Source organism: Thalassospira sp. Z349TD_5, from assembly GCF_056173045.1.
In genome coordinates, this window is sequence record NZ_CM149654.1 from 532,460 (window position 1) to 556,859 (window position 24,400).

General features: G+C 54.3%; 20 protein-coding genes. 15 read left to right on the plus strand and 5 right to left on the minus strand.

Annotated features, from left to right (window positions below; all coding sequences use genetic code 11):
• Positions 1 to 242 precede the first annotated feature (242 nt).
• From AC0VXT_RS02470 to AC0VXT_RS02480, 3 genes are all read right to left on the minus strand, one after another.
• Positions 243 to 1,622 (minus strand): sigma-54-dependent transcriptional regulator, encoded by a 1,380-nt coding sequence (locus tag AC0VXT_RS02470; RefSeq protein WP_475547360.1) that lies wholly within the window; start codon positions 1,620 to 1,622, stop codon positions 243 to 245.
• Positions 1,585 to 3,345, minus strand: a complete 1,761-nt coding sequence (locus AC0VXT_RS02475) for a sensor histidine kinase (protein WP_475547361.1) — start codon at positions 3,343 to 3,345, stop codon at positions 1,585 to 1,587. The genes AC0VXT_RS02470 and AC0VXT_RS02475 overlap by 38 nt, the downstream gene beginning before the upstream one ends.
• Positions 3,346 to 3,587: 242 nt before the next feature.
• Positions 3,588 to 4,625, minus strand: a complete 1,038-nt coding sequence (locus tag AC0VXT_RS02480) for a LacI family DNA-binding transcriptional regulator (protein ID WP_475547362.1) — start codon at positions 4,623 to 4,625, stop codon at positions 3,588 to 3,590.
• A gap of 183 nt (positions 4,626 to 4,808) precedes the next feature.
• On the opposite strand from AC0VXT_RS02480, the gene AC0VXT_RS02485 reads away from it, so the two are divergent.
• The 7 genes from AC0VXT_RS02485 (at position 4,809) to AC0VXT_RS02515 (ending at position 12,423) form a co-directional block, all read left to right on the plus strand.
• A complete protein-coding gene (locus AC0VXT_RS02485; RefSeq protein WP_475547363.1) occupies positions 4,809 to 5,831 on the plus strand; it encodes an ABC transporter permease in 1,023 nt (340 codons plus the stop codon).
• Between the two features lie 60 nt (positions 5,832 to 5,891).
• Positions 5,892 to 6,902 carry a substrate-binding domain-containing protein gene (locus tag AC0VXT_RS02490; RefSeq protein WP_475547364.1) on the plus strand — a complete coding sequence of 337 codons (1,011 nt, stop codon included), beginning with the start codon at positions 5,892 to 5,894 and terminating at the stop codon, positions 6,900 to 6,902.
• 113 nt (positions 6,903 to 7,015) lie between these two features.
• On the plus strand, positions 7,016 to 8,563 hold the full coding sequence (locus tag AC0VXT_RS02495; RefSeq protein ID WP_475547365.1) for a sugar ABC transporter ATP-binding protein: 1,548 nt from the start codon (positions 7,016 to 7,018) through the stop codon (positions 8,561 to 8,563).
• On the plus strand, positions 8,560 to 9,624 hold the full coding sequence (locus tag AC0VXT_RS02500) for an ABC transporter permease (RefSeq protein WP_475547366.1): 1,065 nt from the start codon (positions 8,560 to 8,562) through the stop codon (positions 9,622 to 9,624). The genes AC0VXT_RS02495 and AC0VXT_RS02500 overlap by 4 nt, the downstream gene beginning before the upstream one ends.
• Positions 9,625 to 9,634: 10 nt before the next feature.
• Positions 9,635 to 10,636, plus strand: a complete 1,002-nt coding sequence (locus AC0VXT_RS02505; protein WP_276652741.1) for a dihydroxyacetone kinase subunit DhaK — start codon at positions 9,635 to 9,637, stop codon at positions 10,634 to 10,636.
• Between the two features lie 18 nt (positions 10,637 to 10,654).
• Complete coding sequence (locus AC0VXT_RS02510) at positions 10,655 to 11,290, plus strand: dihydroxyacetone kinase subunit L (RefSeq protein ID WP_475547367.1); 636 nt, start codon at positions 10,655 to 10,657, stop codon at positions 11,288 to 11,290.
• Between the two features lie 113 nt (positions 11,291 to 11,403).
• Positions 11,404 to 12,423 carry an aldo/keto reductase gene (locus AC0VXT_RS02515; RefSeq protein WP_475547368.1) on the plus strand — a complete coding sequence of 340 codons (1,020 nt, stop codon included), beginning with the start codon at positions 11,404 to 11,406 and terminating at the stop codon, positions 12,421 to 12,423.
• A gap of 71 nt (positions 12,424 to 12,494) precedes the next feature.
• Here AC0VXT_RS02515 and AC0VXT_RS02520 read toward each other — a convergent pair whose 3' ends face one another.
• Both AC0VXT_RS02520 and AC0VXT_RS02525 read right to left on the minus strand, forming a co-directional pair.
• Positions 12,495 to 13,268 (minus strand): GntR family transcriptional regulator, encoded by a 774-nt coding sequence (locus tag AC0VXT_RS02520; RefSeq protein WP_475547369.1) that lies wholly within the window; start codon positions 13,266 to 13,268, stop codon positions 12,495 to 12,497.
• 86 nt (positions 13,269 to 13,354) lie between these two features.
• The gene (locus AC0VXT_RS02525; protein WP_475547370.1) at positions 13,355 to 14,719 is read right to left on the minus strand and encodes a formimidoylglutamate deiminase; all 1,365 of its coding nucleotides are present in this window, start codon (positions 14,717 to 14,719) and stop codon (positions 13,355 to 13,357) included.
• Between the two features lie 150 nt (positions 14,720 to 14,869).
• Here AC0VXT_RS02525 and hutI point away from each other — a divergent pair, with 150 nt between their 5' ends.
• From hutI to AC0VXT_RS02565, 8 genes are all read left to right on the plus strand, one after another.
• Positions 14,870 to 16,042: an imidazolonepropionase gene (gene hutI, locus AC0VXT_RS02530; RefSeq protein ID WP_475547371.1), complete on the plus strand. Its 1,173-nt coding sequence runs from the start codon at positions 14,870 to 14,872 to the stop codon at positions 16,040 to 16,042.
• 81 nt (positions 16,043 to 16,123) lie between these two features.
• Positions 16,124 to 17,701 carry a histidine ammonia-lyase gene (gene hutH / locus AC0VXT_RS02535; protein WP_475547372.1) on the plus strand — a complete coding sequence of 526 codons (1,578 nt, stop codon included), beginning with the start codon at positions 16,124 to 16,126 and terminating at the stop codon, positions 17,699 to 17,701.
• Positions 17,702 to 17,703: 2 nt separating this feature from the next.
• Positions 17,704 to 18,507 (plus strand): N-formylglutamate deformylase, encoded by an 804-nt coding sequence (hutG, locus tag AC0VXT_RS02540; RefSeq protein ID WP_475547373.1) that lies wholly within the window; start codon positions 17,704 to 17,706, stop codon positions 18,505 to 18,507.
• Positions 18,504 to 20,189: a urocanate hydratase gene (gene hutU / locus AC0VXT_RS02545; protein WP_475547374.1), complete on the plus strand. Its 1,686-nt coding sequence runs from the start codon at positions 18,504 to 18,506 to the stop codon at positions 20,187 to 20,189. Before hutG ends, hutU begins: the two co-directional genes overlap by 4 nt.
• A gap of 71 nt (positions 20,190 to 20,260) precedes the next feature.
• Positions 20,261 to 21,358, plus strand: coding sequence for a TRAP transporter substrate-binding protein (locus AC0VXT_RS02550; RefSeq protein WP_475547375.1), 1,098 nt, complete (start codon positions 20,261 to 20,263; stop codon positions 21,356 to 21,358).
• Between the two features lie 62 nt (positions 21,359 to 21,420).
• Positions 21,421 to 21,942 carry a TRAP transporter small permease subunit gene (locus tag AC0VXT_RS02555; protein WP_475547376.1) on the plus strand — a complete coding sequence of 174 codons (522 nt, stop codon included), beginning with the start codon at positions 21,421 to 21,423 and terminating at the stop codon, positions 21,940 to 21,942.
• Positions 21,942 to 23,489, plus strand: a complete 1,548-nt coding sequence (locus AC0VXT_RS02560) for a TRAP transporter large permease (protein WP_417823028.1) — start codon at positions 21,942 to 21,944, stop codon at positions 23,487 to 23,489. Before AC0VXT_RS02555 ends, AC0VXT_RS02560 begins: the two co-directional genes overlap by 1 nt.
• A gap of 158 nt (positions 23,490 to 23,647) precedes the next feature.
• Entirely contained in the window at positions 23,648 to 24,397 is a 750-nt protein-coding gene (locus tag AC0VXT_RS02565; RefSeq protein ID WP_475547377.1) for a thioesterase II family protein, read from the plus strand.
• The last annotated feature ends 3 nt before the right edge of the window (positions 24,398 to 24,400 follow it).

Sequence of the window (24,400 nt, forward strand, 5' to 3'; positions counted from 1 at the left end):
GACGTATCCTCCCTACGAATGGTTGTTCCATTCGTGTTTGTACCTTTGTTGGGCTATTGCGCAAAGGCTGTGCCAGTTTGGAGGAATGCGTCGCGAAGCCTGTCAGGGCGCGGTTTTGAACGTTTCTGGGTGTTTGGGTGGCTGGGTTTGATCGCGTGTTTGAGCGGCTTTCGCTCCAAAAGAAAAACCCTTATGAGCGGTTATCGCTCATAAGGGTTCAATTCGGTCAGTGGCGAAAAGGATTATTGCAGGCCAAGTCGCTGTAAACGGCGTTTTAAGGCATGGCGCGAAATGCCAAGAATTTCTGCGGCCCGACCTTTGTGCCCGTCCGCCTGTTCAAGGGCGTCCTGCACAATGTGGCGTTCGGTGACATCAAGGCGGTCCTGTAACTGCGGATGGGTAGCATTTGATAAACGGTTCGTGCCATCGGACGGATGCGGATCATCGGTTTGATGAAACTCACCGGGCAGCACATCTGCACTGATGGTTTTGCCCGGATAGAGGATCGTCAGACGTTCAATCAGGTTTTTAAGCTCACGCACATTGCCGCGCCACGGGTGGGCGCGCAATATACCTTGCGTTTCGCTGTCAAACTCGATCGGGCGGCATCCTTCGGCCTGTGCCTGTCGATCTGCGAAATGGCTGACAAGGCTCAGGATATCTTCGCCGCGTGCACGAAGGGCGGGAATATCGATGGTAATGACGTTCAATCGATAAAACAGGTCTTCGCGAAACTGACCAAGCCGGACTTGTTCGGCAAGATCGCGGTTGGTCGCGGCAATCACCCGCACGTCCGCCGATGCAGACCGTTCTGCCCCGACCGGGCGATAATCGCCGTTTTCAAGGAAATGCAAAAACTTGGCCTGAAGGGCGAGGGGCAATTCGCCAATTTCATCTAGAAACAACGTGCCGCTATCGGCCAGTCGTACCAACCCCGTGCGTTTTTGATGCGCGCCGGTATAGGACCCTTTTTCCGCCCCGAACAATTCCGATTCAATCAGTTGTTCGGGCAATGCGGCACAATTGACCTCGACAAAGGCGCGGTCTTGGCGTGGGCTTTGGCTGTGGATGGCGCGTGCGACCAATGCCTTGCCCGTCCCGGATTCCCCCAGTAGCAAAATACGGCTCGCACTGCTTTGTGCGACCCGGTCGATGGTGGTGCGAAGGGCGCTCATGGCGGCACAATCACCAATTAACCCGTTGGCGGGCACAGCATCACGGCGGCGATGATAATCAAGTTCCAGCGCGACCTGACTTTGATCAAGCGTGGTTTTGATGGTGTGGATCAACTCATCAAGCTCAAACGGTTTACTAAGATAATCCGCAGCCCCGTTTTTAACCGCCTGAACGGCCGCACGCGTATCGCCATGGGCCGAAATCATGATGACCGGAATGCTAATATCCAATTTCTGGATGCTGGCAAGTACCTCCATGCCATCCGCACCCGGAAGACGCAGATCAAGCAGGATGATATCAAATTGCTGTTTGCGCACCGACAAAAAGGCGTCTTCGCCGGAATGAACACCTGTGACGTCCATGCCTTCTGTACGAAGCGCAAAGCTTAAGGATCGGACGAAAGACTCCTCATCGTCGACGATCAGTATTCTGATCTGCCTGGGCATTTTTTGTTATTTCCTCCTGACCAATCCCGGGGCCACTGGCCGGGAACGTCAATATTATCGTCGTGCCCTCTTGCGGGGCGCTTTCGATGTTGATCGTACCGTGATTGGCGTCAACCAATTGCTGGCTGATTGTCAGTCCCAATCCGGTACCTTTGCTTTTCATGGTAAAAAATGGCTGGGTGACGTCAAGTAAATGCTCACGCGCGATGCCACACCCATCATCGGTAACCCGAATTTCAACCGTGTCGCCGTGATCCTCGGCCCGCAAACTCACCGTTCCCCCCGCATTACAGGCCTGCACGGCATTAATGCCAAGGTTTAGCAGGATTTGTAAGATTTGCTCAGGATCGACATAGACGTTAAGCCGCGAATCCCCGCTGGTAAAGAACCGGACGTGTACCTCATCGGCAACCGGTTCAAGCAGGATCGATGTTTGCCGGAATAACTCGCGGATTGCAGTGGCCTGTGGTGCGGCTTCGCCCGGACGGCCATAGGATAACAAATCATTGACCACACGGGATAACCGGTCGATTTGACTACCCATATCATCCAAAAGCGTGATGCGTTCTTCGTCTTGTTCGCGCCGGCTTAATGCCTGAACCGTGGTTTTCATTGTCGCCAGCGGATTGCGAACCTCATGCGCCACCCCGGTTGCAAACTGCCCGAGAACCGCAAGCTTTTCGGCCCGCACCGTGCGATCAATCAAATCTTTCAGCTGCCAGGCCATGGTATTGAACGCCTTGGCAACTGTACTGATTTCATCGCGCCGTCGGCCTTCGGGCAGGCGGTAATATAGGTCGCCCGATGCGATGCTATTGGCACCCTGCACCAATGTATCCACCCGGCGGCGCAGGCTGCGCGACAGGGCGAAGAAGATCGCCAAAATCACCGCAATAATCAGAATGGCGGTGGCATAAAGCCACAGTCGGGTTTCATCAATTGGCTGTAAAATGGTGCCCGGATGAACGCTCATGACGATGTTCCAGCCTGGAAGGATGCTGGGCCCCTCGACCAGTTCGCCGGTGACCTCGGCCGGGCGTCCCGTCGGGTCAAGTACCACACCGCCCGGTGTGCGCAGTAATGGCTCAATCACGCCAGCAACCCCGGCACTTGCCAGAAGTTCGGTCAAGGATGCCAAACGCATATGAAGGGCCACCGATACGTTTTGACCCAGTCCGGAATCGCGGATTTGCTGACGCATCAACAGCCAGCCGGAATTACCATTTTCGGGCAATTTCGGACCAATAAACTCGACCCCTTCATGGGTGACCCGCGGAAGTCCGCTGATGTCCCAGTCGGTTTTCGACCAATAGGGCGGACCGGATGCGGCCTGCCCGGCGACAAGACGATCAAGATTGTCCTGCCGGTCAAAAAACAGCACGCCATACAAATCGGGGGAGTCCGCCTCAACCCGCAACAGGGTCAGCGCCTCGTCCGCTTGCGGCGTATTGGGCGCGTCAATAAATGCCGGCAGGGCCGGGTGGTTGGAAAGCGTGACCAACTGATAAATGCGTGCATCGAGAAATGCTGAAAGCTTGTTCGATGTCGCGGCGACCTGCGCGCTCAGCCGCTCCCCGGTCAGGCGATCAATCAGTTCATTGGAAAATCGCTGATACAAAAAGCTCAACGCAATCAGCGCGCACACAACAACCCCCACCGATAACAACGTATATCGGGCGACAAGGCTCAGACGTTGATTGCGCGACCAATGAAAGGCGGACACGGGCGTTCCCTGCGAACAGAATGGCGATTTAGGTTTGTTCTTTGTCTCTGCTTGTATTGAAGTTTCTGCCGTATTCGATGAAAAGCAGCAAGACAAAGCTCTGACTTGTAATGGCACCTTGCCACTTTTAGGGCTCAAAATGATGTCGGTATGAATAGCACTCAGGCGCTATTTTCTAACCCCATTTTCTTCATCATATATCCGATGAGCAACGTTCGTTCGTCCGTTTGTCAGTAGTATTATCAAGTTTTCTGTGCCGTAGTACTTGCTCGGACGACCAGTTTTGCCCCGACTTGAACTTTGACCGCAGGCAAGGGGCCGTCAGCATTTAGCAACTCGTCGAGTACGGTGACAGCCATGCTCCCGATTTTACGTTTCGACACATCGATGGTTGTAAGTGACGGGTCCAAAGTGGCACTCATGGGCAAGTTGTCAAACCCGACAACCGAAACATCCTGTGGGATGCGATATCCCTTTTCTTTCAACGCTTTGGTGAAACCATAAGCCATAACGTCATTGGCACAAAAATAGGCTTCGGCGACGCTGCCCGTTTTGGATAGGACCTTTACGCTTTCGTCATAAGCAGATGTGAGAGTCGATCCGATGGACAGGATGTGGTCGCTATTCACCCGAAGGCCGAGGTGATCCATGTTTTTTAGGAAAGCTTCCTTGCGGAGTGCAAAATTCCGGGTTTTCGTTTCACTGCCAACAAAGCCAATTTTACTAAAACCAAGATCTTTTAGATGTGAAAGCACAGTATAAACCGCATCGCCATTGTTCATATCAACGAAGTTTGCATCAATCAGATCGTAAAAAGAATCAATGAAAACAGTCGGTAATCGGAAGTCCTGTATCTTCTGAATGTCTTCACGGGTCAGCTCGGTTCCAAGAATGATGGCGGCCGTAGCATCCGAGTTCGCCAGAACATCGATAATGTCGTTCGCGGTGACATTTTCATAGCTGAGAACCTGCAACTTGTAGCCGCGACTCGTCGCCTCGGACGACATGCCGTCAATGTAATCTGAAATGAAGTGACTGTGGTCACGATTGACCGTGTGCCCGTGCTTGGCAATCTTGAGAAATTTGATGGTTTTGGCGGTGTGCATCCGGTTTTTTGGGGCGCGCGGTGTGTAATTCAGGGATGAAACAACTTCAAGCACGCGCGATCGGGTGACGCCGGAAATTTCCCCCTTGCCATTGAGGACCAGTGACACTGTGGAAGGCGACACCCCAGCCTGTTCGGCAATCTGTTTGATCGTCGGTTTGTTATTTTTTTTCATAGTGTTAACCCTGATGCGCTTTCCCTGATTATTCTTTGTTTATGTTGTTTAGTAAACATCCTGTCAAACGCCAATGCAACTACTCCGTAACAGTTTGTGTCAAACAGATGCTTGCCAACATAAAAATGAATTGATAGTTTTTAGTCAACAAACATAAAAATTTACTAAATGTATGGGGGATCCATGCGCTTCTTTGACGGGCACTTAACCGTTCTGATCGGGCTGATCATCACATTGATGACGGCTGGCGCAATTGTGTCTGACGGAAACTATCTTTCGCTGTTCAATCTTCAGTCGATGGCAGGTCAAGTCCCTGAAATCGGTCTTTTGGCGATTGGTGTGTTGCTGGCGATGTGTGTGGGCAATGGCGGGATTGAGCTGTCGGGTATTGCGTTGGCAAATCTCTCAGGTGTGACGGCGGCCACGATTGCAGCAAGCTTCCTTTCGGCATCCCAAGACCCTACGGTTTTTTCCGTGGTCTTTATCGTGGTTGCTTTGGCGACTGGCCTTTTGGGCGGTTTGCTGAACGGTTTACTGATTGCCTATCTCAAAATCACAGCGATCCTCTGTACGCTGGGCACGCAAATGCTGTTCATCGGGCTTGCTGTTGCGATTTCAGATGGGCGCTCTGTCCGGGTCGGCGCGCCGGGGCCGCTTTATGAAATTGGCAATGGGCTACTGTTTGAAATTCCGATCAGCTTCCTTTTGTTTATCGGAGTTGCCTGCGTTATCGGTTTCGTTCTGCGCTATACGCCGTTCGGCATGTGGCTGATGATGAATGGGGCAAATCCCAAAGCCGCCGAATATGCCGGTTTCCCGAAAAATAAAGTGATCATTTCGACCTATACCGTTAGCGGCATTTTGTCTTCGTTGGCTGGCATTATCATTGCCGCGCGCACCATCAATGTGAAGTGGGATTACGGCACGTCGTACCTTCTGGTCGCGATCCTAATTGCGGTGATGGCTGGCGTTAAACCCGAAGGTGGCTACGGGCGTGTGATTTGCGTCGTTCTGTCGGCAATCACGCTGCAGATGATGTCGAGCATGCTGAACTTCATGGGTCTTTCAAACTTTATTCGCGATTTCGCATGGGGGGCTCTGTTGCTTGGGTTCCTGGCGATCGGGCGGTTCAGATTGCTTGATCTGATCAACCTGCAAAAACATGCGATCTCTGCTTCTGTGCGCAGCCCTCACGCCCAGAAGTAATTAAAAAACAGAGGGAAACATCTGGCTAAACAGAAGATTTCCAATTTGGGAGGAAGCTTTATGAAAATCGCCAATCTGATGAAAACGACTGCATTTGCACTTGCCACAATGTCGGCAATTGGTTTTGCAACCCCGGTATCCGCACAGGATACCAAATCCATCACCACCGTTGTCAAAATTAGTGGGATTCCGTGGTTTGACCGTATGGAAACCGGTGTAACCAAGTTTGCCGAAGAAAACCCGGACATGAACATCCGTCAGGTCGGCCCGGCAACGGCTGATTCAGCACAGCAACTTCAGATCGTCAATGATCTTGTGGCAACCGGTGTGGATGCATTGGCTGTTGTGCCGATGGATCCTGACATTCTCGAAGGTATCCTTGGCCGTGCCATGGACCGTGGCACAATCATTGTCACCCACGAAGCCGATAACCAGGTCAACACCAATGCGGATATCGAAGCATTCGATAACAGCGATTACGGTGCCGCATTGAACGAACGTTTGGCCCAATGCATGGGCGGTGAAGGCAAGTGGACGACATTTGTCGGCTCGCTTGGCAGCCGTACGCACATGCAGTGGGTCGGTGCTGGCGAAGAAAATGCCGAAAAATATCCGGGTATGGAATTGGTGGATCCGAACAATGAATCGTTCGACGATGCCAACGGTACTTACGAAAAAGCCAAGGAAATCCTGCGTAAACATCCTGATATCAAAGGCTTCCAGACATCTGCTGGGAATGATGTTCTAGGTGTCGGTCGCGCGATTGAAGAAGCCGGTCTTGCCGGAAAGGTCTGCCTGGTAGGGACAGGTCTTCCGAACCCGTTGACCGCTTATCTGGAATCTGGTGCGATCACTGCAATTGGTTTCTGGGATCCGCAGAAAGCGGGCATGGCAATGAACGCGGTTGCCAAACTGATGCTTGAAGGCACGGAAATCACCGATGGCATGGATCTTGGTGTTGAAGGTTACGAACACGTAACCGTCAAGCCGGGGGCTGGCAAAGGACTTCTGATTGTCGGCAACGGCATGGTCCTAGCCGATAAAGAAACCTACAAAGACTACCTTTTCTAAGCAAACCTGCTTGAGGCAGTCCGGAATGTGTCTCGGCATGTTTCGGGCTGCCCGGCCTTGCCATGGGCCGGAAAGTACTAAGCCGGGAATTGTCAGCAGAAAGGGTCTGACTGGTGACGCAAAACACGCAGAAAAATCGCTATTTTCTTGAACTGCGAAACATCCACAAACGTTTTGGCGGTGTCCATGCCCTGCGCGGTGTCGATCTGTCACTTGAAGCCGGCGAGGTTTACCACCTGCTGGGGGAAAACGGCTGTGGCAAAAGTACTGTGATCAAGATCATGGCTGGGGCACATCCACCCAGCGCCGGTCAGATCGTTCTTGATGGTGATGTGTTCGAGCAACTTACGCCGATTCAATCGCTCGATTTTGGGATTGAGACAGTCTATCAGGATCTCTCACTGATCCCCAATCTAAGCGTAATGGAAAATGTTGCCCTTGGGGAGCAACTGGTCGAAGGTCACGGTAGGCTTTTGCGCCGCATCGACCGGGCACGGATGAAGGAGACGGCAACCAAGGCTCTGTCGCAAGTGGGACTTGCCGTGACGTCTGAGCTGATGTCTACCGTCGTTTCCCAGTTGCCTTTGGCGACGCGCCAGCTTGTTGCGATTGCACGTGCGATTGCCTGTGAGGCGCGTCTGGTGATTATGGATGAGCCGACCACATCGCTGACCCGTCGTGAAGTTGAAAACCTGATTGATGTGGTGTCGCGCCTGCGGTCACGGAATGTGGCTGTCTTGTTCGTGACCCACAAACTCGAAGAATGTTATCGCATTGGCGGAAACGCCATCGTGTTCCGTGACGGGAAATGTGTTGCCCAGGGACCGATTGAAAGTTACAGCCGTGCTGATTTGGCCGAGCTGATGACCGGTCGCCAGATCAGTGAAAAACGCTACCGTGATGCAAAGCCATCACAAGAAAAGCTGATGGCAGTGTCGGGTTACAGTGTGCCTGGCCGTTTTCACGATATCGGGTTCGATTTGCGCAAAGGCGAGGTTCTTGGCATTACCGGTCTGTCGGATTCGGGTCGCAACGAGCTTGCTCTGGCGATTGCCGGTATCCGACCGGCCGCAAGTGGCAAAATATCGATCAATGGCGAAAATGTACGTATCGCAACGGCATCTGATTCAATCAATGCAGGAATTGCCTATGTTCCCGAAGACCGGCTGTCAGAAGGCCTGTTTTTAAGCAAGTCGATCTATCAAAACGAAGTTGTCCTGATCCTGCGCAAACTGGCCGGTTTTATGGGCATTCTCGACATGAAAAAGGGCAAGGAAATTGCTCGGGATATTTCAGCAGACATGCGCCTCAATACCGCCGATATCGAATTGCCGGTGTCATCGCTTTCGGGGGGCAATCAGCAACGCGTGCTGATTGGTCGTTGGCTAAGCATCAACCCGGAAATTTTGGTGCTGCATGGCCCGACCGTCGGGGTCGATGTTGGCTCCAAGGACGCGATTTATCAGACAATCCAGAAAATGGCAGAAGACGGTATGGGTCTGATCATCGTCAGCGATGACCTGCCCGAACTTCTGCAAAACTGTGACCGCATACTTGTGATGAATGCTGGTGAGGTTGTGTCCGAGCTTAATGGGGCATCTGCAAGTGAAGACGATATCTACCAGGCAATGCTTGGTTCAGTACAGGAAGGTGCAGCATGAGTTCGGCTGGAACCTCAAATAAATCTGCTGCGGGGCATGTGTCGGCATCTGGGCAGTTACAACAAAAACGCGGTCTTGGTGACCTGATTGCCAAGAAACCGGAATTGGTCACACTTGGTCTTTTGATTGCCATTTGTATTGCGGTCACCATTGCCAACCCGGCCTTTTTGCAACCATCTACCCTTATTGATATTGGCCGTGCCAGTGTTGTCACCGGGTTGTTTGCGTTGGGTGTTTTCGTGGTGCTGGCTGCAGGCGGCATTGATGTGTCATTTACCGCGATTGCGGCACTCACGATGTATTCGATCACATTGTTTGCGGTAAACCACGCGCCGGATATGTCAATTTATCTGGTGTTTCTGATTGCGGTTTTGGGCGGGATTGTACTTGGTGTTTTGAACGGCTTTCTTGTGTATACGCTCCGCGTGCCGTCTCTGATTGTTACCATCGGTACGCAGTATCTCTTCCGTGGCGGTCTTCTGGCCTTTATTGGTACGACCTGGATTATGGAATTGCCGGGTCCGATGGGCACGTTTGGCCGTATCTCGCTGCTGGAATTTGAAACTGCAAACGGCGCAATTGTCAGTTTGCCAATGTACTTCCTGATTTTGCCTGCAGCCGCCATTTTGACCTGGTGGATCATGCGGCGAACTCTGATGGGGCGCGCTATTTTCTCATTAGGGGGAAGCCCCGATGTGACCGCCCGTTTGGGTTACAACGTCAAAATCGTCCATCTGTTTGTGTTTGGCTACGCCGGGGCTTTGGCAGGTCTGGCGGGCATTGTTCAGGTGACAGCCAATCGGCTTGCTAACCCGTTCGACCTTGTCGGGACGGAAATTGCGGTGATTGCGGCGGTCGTTCTGGGCGGGGCACGGATTACCGGTGGAACCGGGTCGGTCGTTGGCACAATGCTGGGCGTTTTGCTGGTGGTTGTCGTCGATAATGTTCTTGTGATGGTTGGAATTCCAAGCACCTGGCAACGGGTGTTTGTCGGCGCGTTCATTCTGCTTGCCGCGGCGTTCTTCGTAACCCGCCAGCGCAAATTCAAACCTGCGAAATAAAGAGAAAATCATGAAAAAGTTTATGAATGATCCGAAGAACTTCGTTGATGAAATGCTTGAAGGCATCTATCTGGCGAACAAAGAGGTCACCTATGTTGCCGATGACAAGCGGTGCTATGTAAAAGCCGCACCGGTCAAAGGCAAAGTCGGCATTGCGACCGGCGGTGGGTCGGGCCATTTGCCATTGTTTTTGGGCTATGTCGGTGAAGGCATGCTTGATGGCGCGGCCGTTGGCGGCGTGTTCCAGTCACCCAGTGCCGATCAGATGCTTGAAGTAACTAAGCATATCGATCAGGGGGCCGGTGTTCTTTACATCTATGGCAACTACACAGGCGACATCATCAATTTTGATATGGCAACCGAACTGGCCGACCTTGAAGACATCAAGGTGATGTCGGTAGTTGGCAATGACGATGTTGCGTCTTCTGTCGTTGGCGAAGAACACAAGCGTCGCGGCGTTGCGGGCATCTTTTTCCTGTATAAAGCCGCCGGTGCCGCCGCGCAGGAAGGCATGTCGCTTGAAGACGTCGTCCGCGTTGCCGAAAAGGCCAAAGACCGCACGCGTACCATCGGTGTTGCGCTCAGCAGTTGCATTATCCCAGAAGTCGGCAAACCATCCTTTGAAATCGGTGCCGATGAAATGGAAATCGGCATGGGCATCCACGGTGAAAACGGCATTACCCGTAAAAACCTGACGGCTGCCGATCCGCTTGTTGACGAGATGATGGCAAAAATCTTCACCGAGCAGGAGTACAAAAAGGGCGATGATGTTGCCATTCTGGTCAACGGTCTTGGCGCCACTCCGCTTGAAGAACTGTACATCATGTTCCGCCGTGTTTCCCAGTTGATGAGTGAACGTGACATCAATGTCAAACATGTCTGGGTTGGTGAATTTGCCACCTCGATGGAAATGGCTGGTGCGTCGGTGTCGGTTCTGCATCTTGACGACGAACTTGATCGCATGATGGCTGCGAAGGCTGACACGCCGTTCTTCAAACATTTCGCACAGTGAGCATTATCAGAGGCCGAAATGGACACGATTAATACTGGAAATATTGCTGCTCTGTTCGAGGCATTTCACGCGACGTTTCGCGACAAGCGTGATGAACTGATCGCACTCGATGCCAAGGTTGGCGACAGTGACCTTGGCATTACGATGAATTCCGCGTTCGAAGCCGCATCTAATACTGTTTCAGGCATGACGAACGAACCGCTGGGCAAGCAGTTTAAAATGGCCGGTGCCGCGATGGCAAAGGCCGCCCCGTCCACCATGGGGACATTGACCGCGACTGGTTTTATGCGCGGTGGTAAGGCTGTTGATGATGCCGATACGATTGGAACCGGTGAAATGGCGGCCTTCTGGCGGGCTTACACCGATGGTATCGCCGAACGCGGTAAGGCCAAGCTTGGCGACAAAACGGTTTTGGATGTGCTAGAGCCAATTGCCCAAAGCCTTGAACAGTCGGCAGACCAAAGCGTCCCATTGGTCGATGCCGTTGTTGCCGCCTCGAATGCCGGACAGGCTGCCTTGGAAGCAACCAAGGACTTGGTGGCCCAGCATGGCAAAGCCGCAGCTTTTGCCGATAAAAGCAAAGGTCTTCAAGATGCCGGTGGCACGGTTGCCTTCCTGCTGATTGAAACGATCGCCCGCTTTGTTAAAGGCTGATCTGCGAGGCCACAGCATGATCATGTTGTAGCCTTTTCCTCCTTGCGCCACACCGCATTGATATTCATCGAAAGGACCGAGATATGGAATATAGGACACTAGGAAGATCAGGGTTGAAAGTCTCAGCCCTTTCGATGGGGACATTTACATTTGGTGGGGCAGGACCGTTCGCCATGGTCGGTTCGCAACAGGTGCCCGAGGCGCGTCGTCTTGTCGATTGCTGCATTGATCATGGGGTGAACCTTTTCGATACCGCGAACATGTATTCGACGGGCCTGTCCGAACAAATCCTTGGCGAGGTTCTGGATGGTAGACGCGATCAGGTTCTGGTGACGTCAAAGGCCCGGATGCGGATTGGTGATGGTCCGAATGACGAAGGGGTTAGTCGTTATCACCTGATCCGGGAATGCGAAAAGACGCTTCAAAATTTGCGCACCGATCACATCGACATCTATTACATGCACGAATGGGATGGCGTCACTCCGGTCGAAGAAAAGATGGCCGCTCTTGATACACTCGTCTCGCAGGGCAAGGTGCGCTATGTCGGCTGTTCGAACTATTCGGGCTGGCATATCATGAAATCCCTGCAGGCATCCGAACGTGATCGCAATGTACGGTTCGTCACACAGCAAATCCATTACACCCTTGAAGCCCGCGAAGCAGAATATGAACTTTTGCCGATTTCCGTCGATCAAGGACTTGGGGTTTTGGTCTGGAGCCCCTTGGCGGCGGGGTTGCTTTCGGGCAAGCATCGCCGTAGTCAGCCGGTGGCAGAAGGATCCCGTCAGGCGGCGGGGTGGACAGAACCCCCCATCCGGGATCAGGATCGTTTGTGGGACATCGTTGATGTTCTGGTTTCGGTGGGTGAAAAACATGGCGTTGAGGCGGCGCAGATTGCATTGGCTTGGCTGTTGACGCGGCCTGCTGTCTCATCACTTGTCGTCGGCGGCAGTAACGAGAAACAGTTTATCAACAACTTCCGAGCAATTGATGTGAAGCTCGATCGGGACGATCTTGATCGCCTTGACCGTGTTAGCCAACCACCGTTGATTTACCCCTATTGGCATCAAAACCAATTCGCTCGCGATCGCTTTTCCGACGGCGACTGGGCTCTGCACAACCGCGCGGAATAAGTGGTCGTGTACAGCGGGGGATGCCCAAGATTTTCCGTACGATGACGCAACGGCGGTTTCGGGTTTTGATCCTAAATCGCCGAATGCATCCGATATCCCGGTGCGAACAGCAGGCGTGCGGATGTGATCCCGTGATCGCCATTCCACGTTGTGCGTTCCATCAGGAATAAGGGCGCGTCTTTGTAGGTGCGCAGGATTTTGGCTTCGGTTTCCGATGCCAGCACGGCGGAAAATGAAATGTCGCCCTTGGTATAAGGCGCATGCAGCACCAGCCATTCATTGGCACTGATTTTTGAGAGATCCGCCTCGGCGATGGCTGGTGTGGCCGCAACCGAAACCCAGCGTTCTTCAAACATATAGGGTTTGCCGTCAGCCAGATGAAGCGACGTGATATGGAGCATATCACTGTCCGGTGTCACGGCCAGATTGGTGCAGATTTCTGGCGGTGGAGTGCGGCGTTCACTATACAGCAGACCATAGGCATATTTCTGCCCCCGGCCTTCGATCTCAAGCCTTATGACCGGAATATCAAGTTTGGCACGGCGCACCGGATGGCTGGCAACGCGCGTTCCGGCCTTGCGGCGGCGATCAAGAAATCCCTCAGTTGCCAGCTCGCGCAGCGCACGGTTCACGGTGGCGCGCGCACAGCCAAGCTGTTCGGCCAGCTCAACTTCCTTGGGGATCAAATCCCCCGGTTTCCATTGACGGGTATGAATGCGACGCAAAACCTCGTCATGCACGCTTTGCCAGTTGGTTTGGGCTGCCAGTGCTGCGCGACGACGTGGGGCACGGGCTGGCGTTGCCGTATCCCCGGCTGTCTTATTGCGCGAGGTTACAGTCGGCATCCCGTTCACTGTCTCCACAGTTCCCCCGGTCGATGACTTGGGGGCTGTATCATGCGCTGCTTGCTGCGTTATTTGGGTCTTGGTGCTCACACCGATGCCTTGAGTTGTTCCATGACCTTGCGATATTCATCCGTAATGGCGTCATGGGCAATGTGGTGGCCGTCGGTCACAACATGGCGACCCGCCGACCAGACATCACGCACCATGCGATCATCTCCGGCGAAGATATATGTATCGAGGATCGTATCGCCTGTTCGACCGATTAGGTCAACAGCCGTGCCATCAAGGGCCATCAAATCGGCCAATGCGCCGACTTCAATTCGACCCGCATCACGGCCGGCGGCCTGTGCGCCGCCTTTCGCAACCGCTTCAAACAAACGGCGGCCAGTGGACTGATCCGGGGTGGCAAGGGCGGCGCGTGAATTGTCGCGCAGGCGCTGGCTGTACTCAAGGGTGCGGAGTTCCTCGGACAGCGAAATGCGGATGTTGGAATCCGATCCGATCCCAATCGTGCCGCCCGCACCAAGGTAGCGCACGCCATCAAAAATGCCATCGCCAAGGCTGCTTTCGGTAATCGGGCAAAGCCCCGCAACCGCCCTGGTTTTGGCCAATCCCAGCGTTTCATGTTCGGCCATTTGGGTGCAATGGATCAGGCACCAGTTTTCATTCACATCGGCATTTTCCAGCAACCACTCGACCGGGCGCTTGCCCCAGAATGCACTGACCTCATCGACCTCGGCGATCTGTTCGGCAAGATGCATGTGGATCGGACCGTCTTTGGAAAGCTTCGTCGTGGCGATTAAATCTTCGCGACCCACTGCGCGCAGCGAATGCGGTGCGACACCCATGCGGGTATCAGACGGTAGGGATTTCAATGTCTTGGCTGATTTCTCATGCAATTTAGCGAAGCGTTCCGGATCATTGCCAAACCGGATTTGACCATCGCCAAGCGGGCGTTTGTCGCAGCCGCCAAATTGATAATGGACCGGCAAAAGGGTGAGGCCGATGCCGGTGATATTGGCGGCGGCGGCAATGCGTTCGGCCATTTCGGCAATGTTGTCATAAGGCGCGCCACCGGGTTGATGGTGCAGGTAATGGAACTCGGTATTGTTGGCATACCCAGCTTCGAGCATTTCCATTTGTACAAAGGAAGCAATGGCTTGCACGTGATCGGGGGTCAATTGATCGAGAAACCGAAACATCAATTGCCGCCACGTCCAGAAGGTATCACGCGGGTCTGGACCGCGTTTTTCGGTCAATCCGGCCATGGAGCGTTGGAAGGCGTGGCTGTGCAGGTTGGCGATGGCAGGCAAAAGCGCGCCAACATGGGTTCCGGTCGCGGGGGAAGCGGCCTGAATGCTTGATATTCTGCCGGTTTGATCGATTTCAACCCGGACGTTGTTTTCCCAGCCCGCTGTCGTAAGTGCCTGTTTTGCCCAAAGAACCGTCATTGCCTATACCCGTCTTGACAGAGTTATTATGTACGTACATATTATCGTTAATAACAAACTTATCAAGGGGTGATGCTTCGCATGTTGCTGGGAAATGCAAAAATCGCAACCATCGATAAAACGTCCGACGGGGACCGATTTTCTTATTGTATGAGGAATAGAGGTGCCGTCGCGATCAAGGACGATAAGATCGTCTGGGTCGGCGACGCCGATGCCGATGCCATCCCGGCCGAATATCAAGACCCCGCAAAATTCCCCTATCATGACCTTGAAGGTCGCCTGATTACCCCCGGACTGATTGATTGCCATACCCATGTGGTGCATGGCGGCAACCGGGCGGTCGAGTTTGAGATGCGTCTTGAGGGTGCGGGCTACGAAGAAATCGCACGCGCGGGCGGTGGCATTGTGTTGACCGTGACCGCAACCCGTGAGGCGGATGTTGATCAGCTTTTGAAAAGTGCTCTGCCGCGCGTGGATGCGCTTTTGGCCGAAGGTGTTTGCGCGATTGAGGTCAAGTCCGGGTATGGGCTGGACCGAGAGACCGAACTGAACATGCTGCGCGCAGCGCGCGAAATCGAGAAACATCGCACGGTGCGGATCAAGACCACCTTCCTTGGTGCGCATGCCACCCCGGTGGAATTCAAGGGCGAACCGGACCGTTATATTGACGAGGTTTGCATCCCGACATTGCGTGCAGCACACGCCGAAGGGCTGGTCGATGCGGTGGACGGGTTCTGCGAAGGGATTGCGTTTAATGCCGATCAGATTGCGCGGGTGTTTGATGTCGCCCGTGAGTTGGACATTCCGGTCAAGCTGCATGCCGAGCAACTTTCCAATATTGGTGGCACCAAGCTGGCGGCCAGTTACGGCGCGCTTTCCATCGATCATGTCGAATATGCCAATGAGGATGACGCCAAAGCGATGGCTGCATCCGGATCGGTCGCCATCCTTCTGCCCGGCGCATTTTACACCCTGCATGAAACCCAGTTGCCGCCGATTGAGGCGTTTCGCAAACATGGGGTTCCGATGGCGGTTGCCACCGATTGTAATCCGGGGACGTCGCCATTGATGTCGATTTTGCTGACCATGAATATGTCCTGCACGTTTTTCCGTCTGACGCCCGAAGAAGCATTGGTTGGGGCGACGGCTCATGCTGCGCGTGCGCTTGGATTGAATGATACGGGGCAGGTCAAGGCGGGCATGCGGGCCGATCTGGCGATCTGGGACGTCAGCCACCCGGCCGAGCTTTCATATCGCATTGGGTTCAATCCGTTATTTGATCGTATTTTTGGCGGTGTTTCCGTGAGAAAGTCAGTTAGCTAACTCATTAAAACAGACGCAAGACCAACCCAACCCTAATCCAATGCCTAAGCCCCACAACGCTGTATTCTAAAGGGATGCATAATGACCGCGACCCATAACCAGACCCAAGGCAACACCACACCTTTGATGCTCGTTCCTGCATCGGCAAAACTGGCGGATCTTGAAGCCATCTGGCGCGATCAGCGCGCGGTTAAACTTGATCCGTCGGCCAAGGCCGGGGTTGAGGCCGCACATGCGATGGTGCGCGCCGCTGCCGATGGCGAAGATGCGGTCTATGGGGTCAATACCGGGTTTGGCAAACTGGCATCGGTCAAGATTGCATCGGAGGATACCGAAACCCTGCAACGCAATTTGATCCTGAGCCATTGTTGCGGGGTGGGGGAAGCGCTTGATATCGCGACCACACGGTTGATGATGGCGTTGAAATTGCTGTCGCTCGGGCGCGGGGCATCGGGTGTGCGTTGGGATATTATCGATCTGATCGAAGGCATGCTGGCAAAGGGCGTAACCCCGGTGGTGCCATCGCAAGGATCGGTTGGCGCATCGGGTGATTTGGCCCCGCTTGCCCATATGGCAGCGGTGATGATCGGTGCGGGCGAGGCGGTATATGACGGTGCGACCATGCCCGGTGCCGATGCCCTTGCCAAGGCCGGTTTGACGCCGGTGGTGCTAGGACCGAAAGAAGGCTTGGCGCTGATTAACGGCACGCAGTTTTCGACTGCCTGTGCGTTGGTCGGGCTGTTTTCGGCGTGGCGCAATGCGGCAAGCTCCATCGTGACCGCGTCGCTTTCGACCGATGCGATTATGGGATCAACCGCCCCGCTGGTCGATGAAATTCATACATTGCGCGGCCATCCGGGCCAGATCAATGTGGCGCGTGCGATGCGCGATTTGATGGACGGATCGGAAATCCGCGAAAGCCACCGCGAAGGCGACACCCGCGTTCAGGACCCGTATTGCATCCGCTGTCAGCCGCAAGTCACAGGGGCGGCGATGGATTTGCTGCGTTTCGCCGGGCAGACATTGGAAATCGAAGCCAATGCGGTGACTGATAATCCGCTCGTCCTTAAGGAAGATGGCCGGATTGTTTCGGGCGGGAATTTCCATGCCGAACCGGTGGCCTTTGCCGCCGATCAAATCGCGCTTGCGGTCGCCGAAATCGGGGCAATCGCGCAGCGCCGGGTGGCGCTTATGGTTGATCCAACCTTGTCACACGATTTGCCGCCATTCCTGACACCTGAGCCGGGTTTGAATTCTGGTCTAATGATTGCCGAGGTCACAACCGCCGCCCTTATGAGTGAAAACAAACATCTGGCCAACCCGTGTTCGACCGATAGCACGCCGACCAGTGCCAATCAGGAAGACCATGTGTCGATGGCGGCCCACGGGGCGCGCCGACTGGCACGGATGAATACCAATCTGTCTTATATCCTTGGTGTTGAGTTGATCTGTGCCGCCCAAGGCGTTGAATTTAGAGCCCCGCTTAAAACCAGTGCCGGTTTGCAGGATGTTCTTAAAGCCGTGCGCAAAGATATCGCGACCGTAAAGCAGGACCGTTACATGGCGCCTGATCTGGCCAAGGCCGGTGAACTGGTGACCAACGGAACGCTTGTAAATACAGCCGGTCTTTCAGGCTTTGTCGTTGGCGGGGGTGTTTAAGCATGATTGATCCGGTTGAAATCAAGCGCGGCGATAGCCCGATTGTTTTGGGGCTGCCCCATACCGGGACGTATGTGCCCGATGAGATTGCCACCGAACTCAATGATCGTGGACGCGAACTGGCCGATACCGATTGGCATATCCATACCCTGTATGATGGTGTTTTGGACGGTGCAACCACGGTGCGTGCGACGTTTCATCGATACGTCATTGATGCCAACCGCGATCCGGCGGGGGAAAGCCTGTATCCCGGTCAGAATACCACAACCTTGGTGCCGCTGACCGATTTTGATGGTGAAAACATCTGGGATGTTGCCCCGACCGAAGACGACATCGCAGAGCGCGCCAAACAGTTCCACGCCCCTTATCATGCGGCCCTTTGGGCGGAATTGGAGCGGGTGCGCGCCAAGCATGGGATTGCGATCCTGTATGATTGCCATTCGATCCGGTCACACATTCCGTTTTTGTTTGAGGGCACGCTTCCTGATTTCAACATTGGCACCAATCTGGGCACGACCTGTGACCACACGATTGAGATGCTGACCCAGGATATTTGTGCGCAGGCCGACGGATATTCATCCATTTTGAATGGTCGTTTCAAAGGCGGTTGGACCACGCGCCATTATGGCCGCCCCGAGACCAATCAGCACGCCATCCAGATGGAATTGGCACAATCGACGTATTTGTCGGCCGAGGCAGCGCCTTGGACCTATGACGAGACGCGGGCGGCAAAACTGCGCACGCATCTTTCTGAAATTCTTGAAACTTTGGCCGCATTGGCCCCAGCGCTACGAGGTAAGTCATGACCAATCAAAGCAACAATCCACGTCATAATCAGCGCGATATTTACCCGGCAACTGGGACCGACATCACCGCGAAAAGCTGGCTGACCGAAGCGCCAATGCGCATGTTGATGAATAACCTTCATCCTGATGTTGCCGAAAATCCGCATGAACTGGTGGTCTATGGCGGGATTGGCCGTGCGGCCCGGACGTGGAAGGATTTCGATCAGATCGTTGCCAGCCTCAAAGAACTGGAAGACGACCAGACCCTTTTGGTGCAGTCGGGCAAGCCGGTTGGGGTGTTTCAAACCCACAAGGACGCCCCGCGTGTTTTGATTGCCAATTCCAACCTTGTGCCCCATTGGGCCAATTGGGACCATTTCAACGAACTCGATAAAAAAGGGCTGGCGATGTATGGCCAGATGACGGCGGGCTCGTGGATTTACATCGGGTCGCAGGGCATTGTGCAGGGCACCTATGAAACCTTTGTCGAAGCCGGGCGTCAGCATTACGACGGTAGCCTTAAAGGCAAATGGATTCTGACCGGTGGTCTGGGCGGCATGGGCGGCGCACAGCCGTTGGCGGCTGTGATGGCCGGGGCGTGCTGTTTGGCGGTTGAGTGCGACGAAACCCGCGCTGATTTCCGCCTGCGGACCCGTTATGTCGATGCCAAGACCCATTCGCTGGATGAGGCGCTGGAGATGATTGATCGCTGGACCAAGGCGGGAGAGGCCAAATCGGTGGCCCTGATTGGCAATGCGGCCGATGTGTTCCCGGAATTGGTCAAGCGCGACGTGCGTCCGGATATTGTGACGGATCAGACATCGGCCCATGATCCGGTGCATGGTTATTTGCCGCAAAACTGGACGGTTGCGCAGTGGCGCGAGAAGCAGGAATCAGATCCGAAAGCAGTCGAAAAAGCAGCCCGCGCGTCGATGCGTGTTCAGGTCGAGGCGATGGTGGCATTCCATGATGCCGGTATCCCGACGGTCGATTACGGCAACAACATCCGTCAGGTCGCGCTTGAAGAAGGTTTGGAAAACGCCTTTGCGTTTCCCGGCTTTGTTCCGGCCTATATCCGACCGCTGTTTTGCAAGGGGATTGGTCCGTTCCGCTGGGCAGCGTTGTCGGGTGATCCGGAAGATATTTACAAGACCGATCAGAAGGTCAAAGAATTGATCCCCGATGATGAGCACTTGCACAACTGGCTGGATATGGCCCGTGATCGGATATCGTTCCAGGGGCTTCCGGCGCGTATTTGCTGGGTCGGGCTGGGGCAACGCCATCGTTTGGGGCTGGCGTTTAACGAAATGGTCAAGAATGGTGAGTTGAAAGCCCCGGTGGTGATCGGACGTGACCATCTTGACAGTGGTTCGGTCGCAAGCCCGAACCGCGAAACCGAAGCCATGCAAGATGGTTCGGACGCGGTCAGTGACTGGCCGCTGCTTAATGCGCTGCTTAATACCGCATCGGGGGCCACATGGGTTTCGTTGCATCATGGCGGCGGTGTCGGAATGGGCTTTTCGCAGCATTCGGGCATGGTGATTTGTTGTGACGGCACAGAAGATGCCGCACGTAGGGTCGAACGCGTTCTTTGGAATGATCCGGCAACCGGTGTGATGCGTCATGCCGATGCAGGATATGACATTGCACTCGATTGTGCACGTGAACACGGGCTTAATCTGCCCGGGATTCTCGGCAAATAAATTCGATACGTTAAACGACAGGTGCGGGGGCTCCCCGCCCCTGATCAGGGTTCAATCAAGGAGGCTTAACAATGAAAAGACGTGATTTTCTGACCGCCGGTGTTGCCGGTGTTGGTGCAGCGGCCGCGGCCGCAACTTTTGCCACCCCTGCCATCGCACAGGATAAACGCCAGTGGAACATGGTCACCGCATGGCCGAAAAATCTTCCTGGGCCGGGCGTTGCGGCGCAGAAACTGGCCGATCGTATCACCACCCTTTCGGGCGGGCGGATTGAAGTCAAACTGCATGCTGCGGGCGAACTTGTTCCGGGCAATGGTGTGTTTGATGCGGTTGCCGAAGGCACAGCAGAAATTTATCACGCAGTTCCGGCCTATTGGGGGTCAAAATCCAAAGGCATCCTTCTGTTCGGATCGCAGCCATTTGGCCTGCGTGCCGACGAGCAGGCCGGTTGGCTGGCCCATGGTGGCGGTCAGGACCTGTATGATGAAATGTATGGTCAGTTTGGTTTGAAACCGTTCCTGTGCGGGAACTCTGGCCCGCAGTGGGCCGGTTGGTTCCGCAATGAAATCAATTCGGTTGATGACCTTAAGGGGCTTAAATTCCGTACGACCGGCCTTGCGTCCGAGATGTGCTCAAAACTTGGCATGGCGGTTCAGGCTATGGGTGGGCGCGACATGTTCCAGGCGTTGCAGTCAGGTGCGCTTGATGCCGGTGAGTTCATTGGTCCGTGGTCCGATAGTGCGCTTGGTTTCTATCAGGTTGCCAAAAACTACTACTGGCCGGGTGTTGGTGAGCCGTCCTCAGCCGAGGAATGTGCGGTTAATGCCAAGGCATTTGCCGATCTGCCCGATGATCTTAAAGCCGTGGTCAAATTTGCCTGTGACAGTCTTTATAATGAAGTCTGGACCGAGTATGAGACCAAACACGCGATGGCATTGCAGAAACTGGTGGCCGAGCAGGACGTCAAAGTCCGTATGTTGCCAGAAGAAGTGATCACCGCCATGGGTGAAGCAGCGGCCGAAGTGATTGGCGAATTGCGCGAAAGCGACGATGCGTTGACGCGCAAAGTAACCGAAAGCTTTGTTGCGTATCGTGACCTGATTGGCGGGTATATGACCTATGCCGATAATGGTCAGATGAATGCACGCGCCAAGGTGCTTGGCTTCTGATAAAGATGCTAACCGGCGCAAGGGGTTGCCCTTGCGCCGGTTTTTGCTTTCTGGGGGATTTGATGCAACGCCTTGCTGATCGGCTTGATCTTGTGAACCACTGGACCGGGATGACGGTGCGCTGGTTTGCGCTGTTGATGGTTCTTTTGCAGTTTTCCGTGGTTTTGCTGCGCTATGTTTTCGGGTTCAGCTTTATTGCGCTGAATGAAAGCGTTTTGTACCTGCATTCCGGGCTTTTCATGCTTGGTGCGGGTTACACGCTTTTGGTGGATCGACATGTGCGGGTCGATATTTTCTATGCCGCCGCCAAGGACACCACCAAGGCGCGCATAGATACGTTTGGCTATGTGTTTCTGGCAATTCCGTCGATGGCGGCCTTACTGTATTGGACATGGCCGTCGGTGGTTAATTCTGTATCCATGATGGAAGGGGCGATTTCGGTTGGGGGTATTCCGGCTGTGTGGCTTTTGAAATCACTGATCCCGGCGTTTTGTCTTCTTTTGATTATTCAGTCTGTGGCCTGTTTGCTCAGGCAAATCATTATTTTGCGCGGCGGTGCTGAAGACAGGGGTGCGCAAGACTAATGGAATATCTTGATTTATTGATGTTTGTTGCCTTGATGGGCTGCATCCTTCTGGGTTTCCCGGTGTCATTTTCGATTGCCGGTGTTGCGGTGGCGTTTGGCTATCTCGGCTGGGTTACCGATACAATGAACATCGGTCTGATGGGCGCGTTCGGACAGCGGGTCTTTGGCACGCTGACCAATGATGTTTTGATCGCCATTCCGTTGTTTGTCCTGATGGGGGTTGTTCTTGAACGATCGCGCATCGCCGAGGATTTGCTTCATACCATGGGGCGGTTGTTTGGCCAGTTGCGCGGCGGGCTTGGCATTTCGGTGGTGTTGGTCGGTGCGCTTTTGGCGGCATCGACCGGGATTGTTGGGGCGACGGTGATTGCCATGGGCATGATCGCACTTCCAACCATGTTGCGCACGGGATATAACCCGAAACTGGCATCCGGGCTTGTCTGCACGGCCGGGACATTGGGGCAGATTATCCCGCCATCGACATTGTTGATTATCCTGTCAGATGTGATGTCATCGGCCTATCAGCAGGCGCAGTATGAGCAGGGCAAATTCACGATTGAAACCATTTCCGTCGGGCAGATTTTTGCAGGCGCCTTGATCCCGGGCCTGACACTGGTGGCGATTTACATCATCTATATTTTGCTGCGCGGGTATTTTTGCCCGCAGGACATGCCGCCGGTTCAAAGTGACGATGGCCGACCCAGTATGGGGGAGGTGTTCGGCGCAGTGTTGCCGCCGGTGTTGCTGATTATCGCCGTACTTGGTGCGATCCTTGGCGGGATCGCCACCCCGACCGAGGCCGCATCGGTCGGCGCGATTGGGGCGATCCTGATGGCCGGTGTGCGTCAGGGGGCCAATCGCAATCTGGTGTTGCTGGGCACAGCCGCCCTTTTGATTTTGGCGATTATGGCCGGTGTCGCACCGGTGCGATTGCAGCGCAGTGACCTGACCGGGTTTGATTATGTGCTGGGGGCGGGGTATGTCGTGCTGTCGATTGCCGGGATTGTGGCGATTGCCGCCTGTTTGAAACAGGCGTGGAAGGCGGATGTTTTGAAATCCGCACTGACATCAACCATGACCGTGTCGTCGATGATTTTTGCCACCATCCTGACGGCCAGCATGTTCTCGCTGGTGTTTATCGGGTTGGGCGGTGAAGACCATGTTGCGGAAATCCTTGAATCCATGCCGGGCGGCCCGACGGGTGCGCTGTTCTTCTGCATGGCGGTGATTTTCGTTCTGGGCTTCTTCCTTGATTTCGTTGAAATCACGGTGATCTTGCTGCCGCTTATTGCGCCCGGCTTGATCATGATGGGGCATGATCCGGTGTGGCTGGCGATCCTGATTGCGATCAATCTTCAGACATCGTTCTTAACCCCGCCGTTCGGGTTCTCGTTATTTTACCTGCGCAGTGCGGCCCCGCCGGAAATCACCACCGGCCAGATTTACAAAGGGGTGGTGCCGTTCATCGCCCTTCAGGTGTTTGGCATTTTCGTGATCTGGTTGTGGCCGTCACTGGCAGTCTGGTTGCCGAGTGTGGTTTTCTGATCAGGTTGCAAAGAGATATGCTTAAAAGCGCCCTCGATAACTGTCGGGGGCGCTTTGTTTTGGGTGATGTCAGGCGTGAAAATCGTGCGCGTTGGAGTTACGGCTAAAACGATGATAACAAGGGGTTTGTCGTTTTCTGGTTCGCGCATGGGGTCTTGATGGACAGCAGCAAATGGTTCGTGACTTTACCGGGGCAGGTGCCCGCACGGCGGCGGCTGTTTTGCTTTCCGTTTGCCGGCGGTGGGGCATCCTTTTACCGGTCGTGGCGTAGCCGTTTGCCCGCCGATATTGAGCTTGTGCTGGTGTGCCTTCCGGGCCGCGAGCAGCGGTTTGGCGAACCATTGATTGATACAATCGATGGCATGGTTGCGGCCATCCATACGGCCATCGGGCCGTTGACCGACAAGCCCTATGCGTTTTTTGGTTATTCAATGGGGGCGATCATTTCGCACCATCTGGCGTGTAAGATGGTTGTTGAGGGTATAGAAGGGGATTGTGGGCCAGAGCATTTGTTTTTGGCGGCACGGCGTAGCCCCGATATTGCGATGAAACGAGCACCCTTGCATGGGTTGTCGTCCGACCAATTCTGGCAAGAGATCGCCAAATATGGCGGTACGCCAAGCGAAATTCTTGAAAATCAGGAATATCGGGACCTGTTTGAAGCGCTGCTTCGCGCCGATTTCAAGCTTTCGGAAACCGCATACTCCGGAGACCTTGCCAAACTATCCTGCCCGATTACCGTGTTTGGTGGGGATGCGGATACAAGCCCGGTGCCAGGCGACCTTGAGGGTTGGCAGAAGGCAACCACGGGCGGGTTTACCAAGCATGTTTATGCTGGCGGGCATTTCTTTATCACCGAACATCAGGATGCGGTGGCAGCGGTGGTTGCGGAGGCGTTTGGCGATTGATCG